The 8,713-nt window shown below is 68.1% G+C and carries 8 protein-coding genes and 1 pseudogene; 7 read left to right on the plus strand and 2 right to left on the minus strand.

The annotated features are described in order from the left end of the window. Nucleotides 1–1,795 (plus strand): sensor domain-containing diguanylate cyclase (locus GTP90_RS33685; RefSeq protein ID WP_161087602.1); only part of this gene is annotated, 1,795 nt, incomplete at its 5' end. Here GTP90_RS33685 and GTP90_RS33690 read toward each other — a convergent pair. Continuing rightward, nucleotides 1,792–2,250, minus strand: coding sequence for an OsmC family protein (locus GTP90_RS33690; RefSeq protein WP_161087603.1), 459 nt, complete (start codon nucleotides 2,248–2,250; stop codon nucleotides 1,792–1,794). The genes GTP90_RS33685 and GTP90_RS33690 overlap by 4 nt on opposite strands. Nucleotides 2,251–2,329: 79 nt before the next feature. On the opposite strand from GTP90_RS33690, the gene GTP90_RS33695 reads away from it, so the two are divergent. From GTP90_RS33695 to GTP90_RS33715, 5 genes are all read left to right on the plus strand, one after another. Further along, on the plus strand, nucleotides 2,330–2,890 hold the full coding sequence (locus GTP90_RS33695; protein ID WP_161087604.1) for a DNA-3-methyladenine glycosylase I: 561 nt from the start codon (nucleotides 2,330–2,332) through the stop codon (nucleotides 2,888–2,890). Beyond that, complete coding sequence (gene mnmC1, locus GTP90_RS33700; protein ID WP_161087605.1) at nucleotides 2,887–4,626, plus strand: FAD-dependent 5-carboxymethylaminomethyl-2-thiouridine(34) oxidoreductase MnmC1; 1,740 nt, start codon at nucleotides 2,887–2,889, stop codon at nucleotides 4,624–4,626. The genes GTP90_RS33695 and mnmC1 overlap by 4 nt, the downstream gene beginning before the upstream one ends. Before the next feature lie 118 nt (nucleotides 4,627–4,744). Continuing rightward, the gene (locus GTP90_RS33705) at nucleotides 4,745–5,470 is read left to right on the plus strand and encodes a sensor histidine kinase (protein ID WP_161087606.1); all 726 of its coding nucleotides are present in this window, start codon (nucleotides 4,745–4,747) and stop codon (nucleotides 5,468–5,470) included. After that, the gene (locus tag GTP90_RS33710) at nucleotides 5,467–7,200 is read left to right on the plus strand and encodes a tetratricopeptide repeat-containing response regulator (RefSeq protein ID WP_161087607.1); all 1,734 of its coding nucleotides are present in this window, start codon (nucleotides 5,467–5,469) and stop codon (nucleotides 7,198–7,200) included. The genes GTP90_RS33705 and GTP90_RS33710 overlap by 4 nt, the downstream gene beginning before the upstream one ends. Before the next feature lie 165 nt (nucleotides 7,201–7,365). Beyond that, a complete protein-coding gene (locus GTP90_RS33715; protein WP_254452171.1) occupies nucleotides 7,366–7,548 on the plus strand; it encodes a hypothetical protein in 183 nt (60 codons plus the stop codon). A 16-nt stretch (nucleotides 7,549–7,564) separates the two neighbouring features. Here the strand turns inward: GTP90_RS33715 and GTP90_RS33720 are convergent, their stop codons facing one another. After that, nucleotides 7,565–8,314, minus strand: coding sequence for a PhaM family polyhydroxyalkanoate granule multifunctional regulatory protein (locus GTP90_RS33720; protein WP_161087609.1), 750 nt, complete (start codon nucleotides 8,312–8,314; stop codon nucleotides 7,565–7,567). A 116-nt stretch (nucleotides 8,315–8,430) separates the two neighbouring features. Between GTP90_RS33720 and GTP90_RS33725 the strand changes: the two are divergent. Next, nucleotides 8,431–8,713 (plus strand): annotated as a pseudogene (locus GTP90_RS33725) (DUF3108 domain-containing protein); the annotation flags it as partial.

Below are 8,713 nucleotides of genomic sequence, written 5' to 3' on the forward strand. Positions count from 1 at the left end.
GCGCGGCCAGGCGCACGCGCTGTCGCACCTGGCGCGGCCCGAGGAAGCGCTGGCCGCCGCGCAGGGCGCGCTGGCGCTGGCGCACGAACATGCCGACGCCTCCAGCCAGATCGCCGCGCTCAACGTTCTGGCCGACATCCACGCGCGCCACCAGCTGCCGCCGCCGGCCGACATGAAGGCGGCCAATCCGGTGCTGCATTACCTGCAGCTGGCGCTGGAAATCGCCGCCACCATCGAGGGCTACACCGTGCCCGGCGCACTGCTCGACGCCACCGCGCGCGAGTACGCGGCGATCGGCGACCACGCGCGCGCCTACGCGATCGCGCTGCAGGCCAGCGCCGCGCGCGACCAGACCCACAGCCAGCAAGCCACCAACCGCGCCATCGCGATGCAGGTGCAGTACCAGACCGAGCGTGCGCAGACCGAGGGCGAACATCACCGCCAGCTGGCCGCGGCCGAGGCGCAGCGCGCCGAGGTGCTGCAACAGACCAGCGCCACGCTGGAGCACTTGAGCGCCATCGGCCAGGAGATCACCGCCCACCTGGACGCGGCGGCGGTGTTCCGCGCGCTGGACCGCCACGTGCATGGCCTGCTCGACGCCACGCACTTCTCGGTGTTCCTGCTGGAGCCGGGCGGCGAGTGGCTGGCCTGTGCCTTCGGCGTGGAGGCCGGCAATCCGGTGCCGCCGGTGCGGGTGCCGCTGTCGGACCCCAACGCCAACTCGGCGCGCTGCGTGCGCGAGCGGCGCGAGATCCTGATCGAACTGGGCGAGGCCGATGTCACGCCCAACCTGATCCCCGGCACGCTGCCGACCCTGAGCCTGATTTTCGCGCCGCTGCGCGTGGGCGAGCGTGTGCTGGGCGTGATGACGGTGCAGTCGCTGCATGAACGCGCGTACGGCGAGCGCGAACGGCTGATCTTCCGCACGCTGTGCGCGTACGGCGCGATCGCGCTGGACAACGCCAGCGCCTACCGCCAGGTGGCGGCCACGCTCAAGACCCTGAGCGCGACCCAGGAGCAGCTGCTGGAGAAGAACCTGGAACTGGAGCAGGCCTACAAGGCGCTGGAGGAAGTGAGCCTGACCGACCAGCTGACCGGCCTGCGCAACCGCCGCTTTTTCCTGCAGAACGTCGACGCCGATGTGGCCATGAGCCTGCGCGGCTACGACACCAGCCAGCATCGCGAGCTGACCGAGTGCGACCTGCTGGCGCCGAACGACCTGGTGTTCTTCATGGTCGACCTGGACCACTTCAAGGAAGTCAACGACCGTTATGGCCACGCGGCCGGCGATTCCATCCTGGTGCAGATGCAGGAGCGTTTGCGCGAAGTGTTCCGCGAATCGGATTATGTGATCCGCTGGGGCGGCGAGGAATTCCTGGTGCTGGCGCGCGCCACGCACCGCGACGAGGCGCACGTGGTGGCGGAGCGCATGCGCCGCGCCGTGGCCGACCGCGACTTCCTGCTGCCGGACGGCGCGCGCTTGTCCAAGACCTGTTCGATCGGGTTTGCCTGCTTCCCCTTCCTGCCGTCGCAACCGCGTTTGCTGTCATGGTCGCAGGTGGTGGAGCTGGCCGACCAGGGCCTGTACATCGCCAAGCGCTCCGGCCGCAACGCCTGGGCGGCGCTGTACAGCACCGCGGCCACGCGCCCGGACGGTATCTTCCCGCGTTTGATGCAACAGCTGGACCAGGCGGTGGCCGACGGCGAGGTGCGGCCGGTCAGCAACCTGACCGGGCCGCTGGTGCTGGGCGGCGAGCGCCGCCGCGTGGGCCTGTCCAGCGACCTGGAAACCTAGACCGTTTCAACCACCACTTCGCAGTTGAGCGTATTGGCGATGTAGCACTTGTCGTGCGCCTCGTGGTGGATCGCCTCCAGCTCTTCGGCGCCCGGCGGCGCGGTGCCGGCGAAGGCGATCACAGGCCGCAGCGCGATGCGCGTCATCGCCATTTTGCCGGCGGCGTTCTTGCCCATCTGGCCGACGGCGTGGTCGCGGTAACTGTCGACGGTATGTCCGCGCTTGGCGGCGATCGACAGGAAGAACAGCATATGGCAGCTGGAGGTCGCGGCCACCAGCGCCTCCTCGGGATCGACGGCGGAGGCGTCCGACATCGGCAGCGGCACCGACAGCGGCGACGACGAGGCGGGCACGATGGCGCCGCCGTCGAACTGCCATGCGTGGGCGCGGCTGTAGCGCTGTCCCAAAAAGTCCTGCCCGTTACGCGTCCATTCAATCGTCGCTTCGAATTGCATGCCATGCTCCATCGAGGTGAGGGGCCTATATGATAGCCCACTTGCTATACTGTCGGCTTCTCCCCGATCCTTCTTCGCCATGACCAAGACGCGCTGCAGCTGGGCCAATCCCGCCAATCCTCTCTACCTCGAATACCACGACAAGGAATGGGGCGTGCCTTGCCACGACGAGCGCCGTTTGTTCGAGATGCTGAACCTGGAGGGCGCGCAGGCTGGCCTGAGCTGGGAGACGATACTCAACAAGCGCGAGAACTACCGCGCCGCCTTCGACCAGTGGGACGCCGAGAAGATCGCCGCCTACGGCGCCGACAAGGTGGCGTCGCTGCTGGCCGATGCCGGCATCGTGCGCAACCGCCTGAAGGTGGCTGCGGCCATCACCAACGCGCAGGCCTACCTGCGCCTGCGCGCCAGCGGCACCACGCTGGACCAGTGGCTGTGGGCTTATGTCGGCGGCAAGCCGCTCGACGCCGCCGACGGGCCGCGTCCGGCCAAGACCGGGCTGTCGGACCGCATCTCCAAGGACCTGGCCAAGCTGGGTTTCAAGTTCGTCGGCTCGACCATCATCTACGCCTACATGCAGGGCATCGGCATGGTGAACGATCATGCGCCGGACTGCTTCTGCCGGACGCGCAAGCGATGACGCGGCGCGTGGTGCTGGACACCGATTTCGGCCTCGGTGAACGCTTCATGGCCGAGTGGCGCGCCTTGCCGCCGCAGGGCATGCTGCACTACCTGGCGGTGACGCCACACGTTCCCGGCGCGGACACGATCGCCGACGCGCAGCTGCGCGCCCTGTGGCCGGTGGACGTGCCGGGCTTCCATCGCATCCTGCTCGACGACGGCCGCGTCACGTTGGACCTGCTGGCCGGCGCGCTGGATGCCGTGCTGCCGCAGATTGCCGCGCGGGTCGACGCCTTCCATGTGGACGCATCGTTCCCCGCATCGCAGGCGCGCGGGCTGGCAAAGTTGGCAGTACTGGGCGCTACCCTGCACGCGCAGGCGCCGGACGAGGCGCTGGCGTGGGCGCTGACGGCGGCGGGCTTTGTCTGCAAAGCCATCGAAGGCACGCAGGACATCGGCGCCGTCTACCAAAGCCGCAGACCGCAGCCCGCGCCGCCGCCGGAACCGGTGCGGCGCGCGATCGTGATCGGCGCCGGCGTGGCCGGATCGGCGGCCAGCCATCGCCTGTGCGCCAGCGGCTGGGAGGTCACGCTGATCGAGCGCCACGCGGCGCCGGCACAGGAGGCGTCCGGCAACGTGGCTGGCATCTTCATGCCGCTGTTGTCGAAGGACGACAATATCCCCACGCGCCTGAGCCGCGCCGCCTACACCTTCGCGCTGCGCGAGTGGCGGCGGCTGGGCGGCGTCGGCCGCGTGTTCGACGGCGCCAGCTGCGGCGTGCTGCAACTGGCGCGCGACGCCGACCATGCGATCGTGCAGCAGGACGTGGTGGCAGCCTGGAACTACCCCGAGGAATACGTGCGCTGGCTGGACGCCGACGCCGCCGGCGAACTGCTGGGCGGCGCCACGCCGCATGGCGGCTGGCTGTTCGGGCAGGGCGGCTGGGCGCGTCCCGCGTCGCTGTGCGCGGCGATGCTCGATGCGTGCGGCGAGCGTCTGCGGCGCGTGTTTACCACTGAGGTGCTGGACCTGCGGCGCGTGGACGGCGAATGGCAGGTGCGCGGCGGCGACGGTGCGCTGATTGCGCAAGCGCCCACCGTGGTGCTGGCCAACGGCACCGGCGCCGTCAACATCGCGCAGGCGGCCGAACTGCCGCTGTCCCGGCTGCGCGGCCAGGTCACGCACCTGCCGGTGCCGGATGCCGCCCACGCCGCGGCCGCGTCAACGCCGATGCACGGCGACGCCCGCGCCGTGCCCGTGCCTCCAGCGCCGCCGATTCTGCCGCTGGTGGTTTGCCGCGAGGCCTACGTCACGCCACCATCCAGCGGCATCGTCTGCGCCGGCGCCACCTACGACAACGACGACGATCCCGAACTGCGCGCCGAGAGCCAGCTGGAAAACCTGACCCGCCTCGCCGAGATCGTGCCCGGCGAGGCCGTCGCCGCGTTGGCCGCCACCGCGCCGCTGGCGGGCCGCGTCGGCTTCCGCTGCGCCGCGCCGGACCGCCTGCCGCTGGCAGGCCCGCTGCCCGACTATCCCTCCGCCGGCCGCCTCGAACGCCTGCGCGACGTACCGCGCCATCCCGGCCTGTATGGACTGCTGGGCTACGCCTCGCGCGGCTTGATCTGGGCGCCGCTGATGGCCGAACTGCTGGTGTCGCAGCTGGAGAACGCGCCCCCGCCGCTGGAGGCCATGCTGGTCGACGCGCTCGATCCCGGCCGCTTCCTGCTCAAACAGCGCCGCCGCAGCCAGTAGCCGCCGGCCGCCGCGCGTTGCGTGCACGCCAACGCAGCGTTGGCGCTGCTATATCAACAGGCTATAATTGCGGCACAAATAACAATCCCAACCCGCGCCGTCCATGGAGAGCCGAACGATGGATGAAGAAGATGCGCAGCACCACGAAGGTTCGCCGGAGCTGTTCATGTTCCTGGCGTCGACTGTTCACGACATGAAGAATTCGATCGGCGTCCTCAATGGCACGCTTGAGAACCTGCTGGCCGCCGCACCCACCACGCCCGAGCAGCCGGGCTACGGCCAGCTGGCGCAGATGCTGTACCAGACCAAGCGCCTCAACGACAACCTGATCCAGCTGCTGGCGTTGTACAAGGACGTCGGCAAGCCGGGCTACCCGTTCGACCCCGCCGCATGCCGCGTCAGCGAGTTGGTCGAGCAGGTGGCGGCGCAGGCGCGCATCCTGCTGCAATCCCGCGGCATCACGCTGGACCTGGACTTCCCGCCGGACGCCATCTGGACCCTGGACGAGGACCTGATCATCGGGGTGCTGGTCCACGCCATCAACAACGCCATCCGCTACACGCGCGACCGCCTGCGCCTGGCGATCCGCATCGACGGCGACTATCTCGAACTGCGCGTGGAGGACAACGGCGACGGCTTCCCGCCATCGCTGCTGGAGGCCGGCGTCAGCGCGATGAACAGCCAGCGCAGCGCGATCAGCTTCCTCAACAACAGCAGCGGCCTCGGTCTCTACTTCTCCAGCGAAGTGGCGAAGATGCACAAGTACCGCCAGCGCAGCGGCGGCATCGCGCTGGAGAATGGCGGCACACTGGGCGGCGGCTGTTTCGTGCTGCGATTGCCATGAGCGCCGTCGAAGCGATCGCCGCCGCCACCGCCGACGGTGACGTCGACTGGGCCGAGAAGCGCTACCTGCTGGTGGACGATTTCGTCGGCATCCGCCAGCTGCTGCGCGAGTCGTTGCGCAACCTCGGCGCCAAGCATATCGACCAGGCGGCCAGCGGCGGCGAGGCGATGATGCTGCTGTCGAAGACCCGCTACGACGTGGTGCTGTGCGATTACAACCTCGGCGACGGCAAGAACGGCCAGCAGGTGCTGGAGGAGGCGCGCATCCGCAACCTGATGCTGCCCAGCAGCGTGTGGCTGATGGTCTCCGCCGAGAAGAGCGTGGAGTCGGTGATGGGCGCGGCCGAGCATCAGCCGGACGCCTACATCATCAAGCCGATCACCGAGGGCGTGCTGTTGACGCGCCTGAACCGCGTGTGGAACAAGAAGCAGATCTTCCGCGAAATCGACCAGGCCTTCGCCGACAAGGACTACCTGCGCGCGGCGCGTTTGTGCGACGAGCAGATCGCCCACAACCGGCTGCACGAGATCGACCTGCTGCGCATGAAGGCCACGCTGCTGCTCAAGAGCGGCGAGCCGGAGCAGGCGCGCAAGGTGTATGAGCAGGTGCTGGAAGAGCGCGACTACAACTGGGCGCGCTGCGGCCTGGCCAAGATCCTGATGAACAACGGCGAGCTCGATGCGGCGCTGACCATGTTCCAGGCCGTGATCACCGATAACCGCTTCTACATCGACGCCTTCGACCAGCTGGCCAAGACCTTCCAGTTGCAGGGCAAGACCGAGGAGGCCTTCGGCGTGCTGGAAAAGGCCGCCAAGCTGTCGCCCAATTCGGTGCCGCGCCAGCGCGCGCTGGGCCAGACCGCGCTCAAGCTGGGCAACATCCCGGTGGCGGAGAAGGCCTTCCGCAAGTGCATCGAGATCGGCGAGTATTCGGTGATGAAGACGGTGGACGCCTTTTTCGGCCTGGCGCGCGTGTGTGCGCAGAAGAACGACACCAAGGAAGCCATACGCCTGTTGAACGCGGCGGTCCACCAGTTCGGCGGCGACCAGGTCGAGCTGCGCGCCAAGATCACCGAGGGCCTGGTCTACCACGAGACGGGCGACTACCGGCGCGCGCGCAAGTCCGGCGACGAGCTGGAGGCGATGCTGGCCGACGAGACCAAGCAGCGCCCCGACACCGACACCTGCCTCGATATGGCGACGCTGCTGTTCGCGGTCGGCGTGAAGGAGGCGCCGGTGGGGCTGCTGTGCTACATCACCCGCAACAACCACGACAACGCGCCGCTGCTGGAGGACGTGCAGAAGATCTTCGACAAGGCGCGCATGACCGACGAAGGCGTGGAGCTGATCAAGGCTTCGCGCAAGGAAGCGGCGGACATGATGAACAAGGGCGTGCTGCTGTGGAAGACCGGTAAGCTGGTCGAGGCGGTCGAGTGGATGCGGGTGGCGCGCAAGGCGCTGCCGCACAATATGCGCATCCTGTTCAATTCCGCGCAGATCCTGATCTCGCAGCTGCAGCAGACCGGCTATGTGCGCGAGCTGGCCGACGAGGCGATCGCGGTGCTGATGCATGTCGACGCCATCGCGCCGGGGCAGCAGCGCTTCGCCCAGCTGATGGAGCAGCTGGCGCTGCTGGCGCCGATGTCGGGCGTGGTGGCGGCGGCCGCCGCCAGCGAGTACGAGGCGGCCAACGGCGCCATCCCGGACCGCCCCCAGGACATGCGCGGGTGACGGCTGGACGCAACGCGGGCATCGTGGCAGCCTTGTTTCCGGCCCGGCAAATGATTACACTGAATCGCGGCGCAGCCCTGTCTGCGCCTTGAATCGCCGTCAATATTGAGGGCAAATAAAGGGCACCAATCTATGCGCGATATCGCAAAAGAAGTTTATACGAAAATGAAAGTCGGCAGCGTGGCCTGGATACGCCCGGTCGCCGCCAAGGGAGATACGCTGGACAGTTTTCAGGCTGCCCACGACAGCGCCAAGGTGCTGGAAGAGGAAGGCCTGATCGATATCGAGAAGGTGCAGCGCCAAGCCGATGGGCTGATCGACGCCATCCGCATCCAGCGGCTGGCGTGACCGGCGCTGCCGGCAGCTAGGCCTTGTCGGCGGCCGGCTTCTTGACCGGTGCGCGTTTTTTGGCCGGGGCCTTCTTCGGCGCGGCGCCGGCCGTGGCCGGGGTGGCGGCAGCCGCAGGCTTGGACTTGGCGGCTGGCTGCGTGGCCGCCGCCGCGAACTTGGCCGCCGTATCGGTGGCGCGCGCGGCCGCCGTGGCCATCATCGATTCCGACGCCATCGCCGTCGACACGGCCTGCTTGAACTGATCCTGCAGCATGTTCCACCAGATGGCCGGATTGGTCATCGGGGCGGCAGAAGGCTTGGCGGCTTCCTCGGCTGCCGGCTTCTCGGCGGCGGCTGCGGGGGCCGGTGCCGCAGGTGCGGCGGCCGGCGCCGGCGCTGCGGTTTTGTCCTTGTCCTTGTCCGCCTCGCGGGCATGGTGGAAGAAGGCCGACGCGTAAGGGTTGGCGTCGAAGATGGATTTGTGGTCGCTGCTCTGCGGCTGGTTGACGGCCGCCGCCAGGCTGGCGCCGACCGATTTGAGTGTGGCGATGGTCCCGCGCTGCACTTCCAGCGCCTGGATGCTACCGCGCAGCATGCTCATGTTCAGATTGAGCCAGGTCTCGACGGCTTTGAGGTCGTTGATCTTCTTGTCCAGCTCCTCCACCGACAGGGTGGGCGCCGTCAGGCCGGGCACGCTCATGCTGCCCCACAGGCTTTTGACGAAGTCCAGCGTATCGGTCATCACTGCTGCACCTGGTATGTTCGGCATTTGTGGGTGGGCCATGGCGGTCTCCTATAAGAATAACGTCCAGCGTAGCAGATAAAAGCGCGTGCTTCAAAAGATTTTGACAACATTGCCGTGTGGGCGCAGGCTCGGGCCGAACACGTTAAACTAGCGGCATGCGCTTACCCACCCATCTATTCCCACGCCGACGCCTGCTGGTTTTATGTGCAGCCACGCTGGCGCTGCATTATCTGGCGATCGATTGGGTGGGGGAGCGGCTCGCCGCGCAGTCGCACCGGCCGTCGCCGCTGCCGTCGTCGCTGATGACGGCCCAGCTGCGCCTGGCGCTGCCCAAGCATGTGGAAACGCCGCCCGCTGAAGAGGTCCAGCCCTTGCCGCCGGCCGCCAAGCCGCCCCGCAAGCGCAAGCCGGCGCCGGCACCGGCACCGGAGCCCGCGC

Origin of the sequence: Duganella vulcania (assembly GCF_009857655.1) — a bacterium.
Lineage (GTDB): Bacteria > Pseudomonadota > Gammaproteobacteria > Burkholderiales > Burkholderiaceae_D > Rugamonas > Rugamonas vulcania.

Excerpts from the sequence above, each read along its gene's own strand:
- GTP90_RS33690 (WP_161087603.1), bottom strand. The coding sequence starts at position 2,250 with ATGCAATTCGAAGCGACGATTGAATGGACGCGTAACGGGCAGGACTTT.
- GTP90_RS33695 (WP_161087604.1), top strand. The coding sequence starts at position 2,330 with ATGACCAAGACGCGCTGCAGCTGGGCCAATCCCGCCAATCCTCTCTAC.
- mnmC1 (WP_161087605.1), top strand. The coding sequence starts at position 2,887 with ATGACGCGGCGCGTGGTGCTGGACACCGATTTCGGCCTCGGTGAACGC.
- GTP90_RS33705 (WP_161087606.1), top strand. The coding sequence starts at position 4,745 with ATGGATGAAGAAGATGCGCAGCACCACGAAGGTTCGCCGGAGCTGTTC.
- GTP90_RS33710 (WP_161087607.1), top strand. The coding sequence starts at position 5,467 with ATGAGCGCCGTCGAAGCGATCGCCGCCGCCACCGCCGACGGTGACGTC.
- GTP90_RS33715 (WP_254452171.1), top strand. The coding sequence starts at position 7,366 with ATGAAAGTCGGCAGCGTGGCCTGGATACGCCCGGTCGCCGCCAAGGGA.
- GTP90_RS33720 (WP_161087609.1), bottom strand. The coding sequence starts at position 8,314 with ATGGCCCACCCACAAATGCCGAACATACCAGGTGCAGCAGTGATGACC.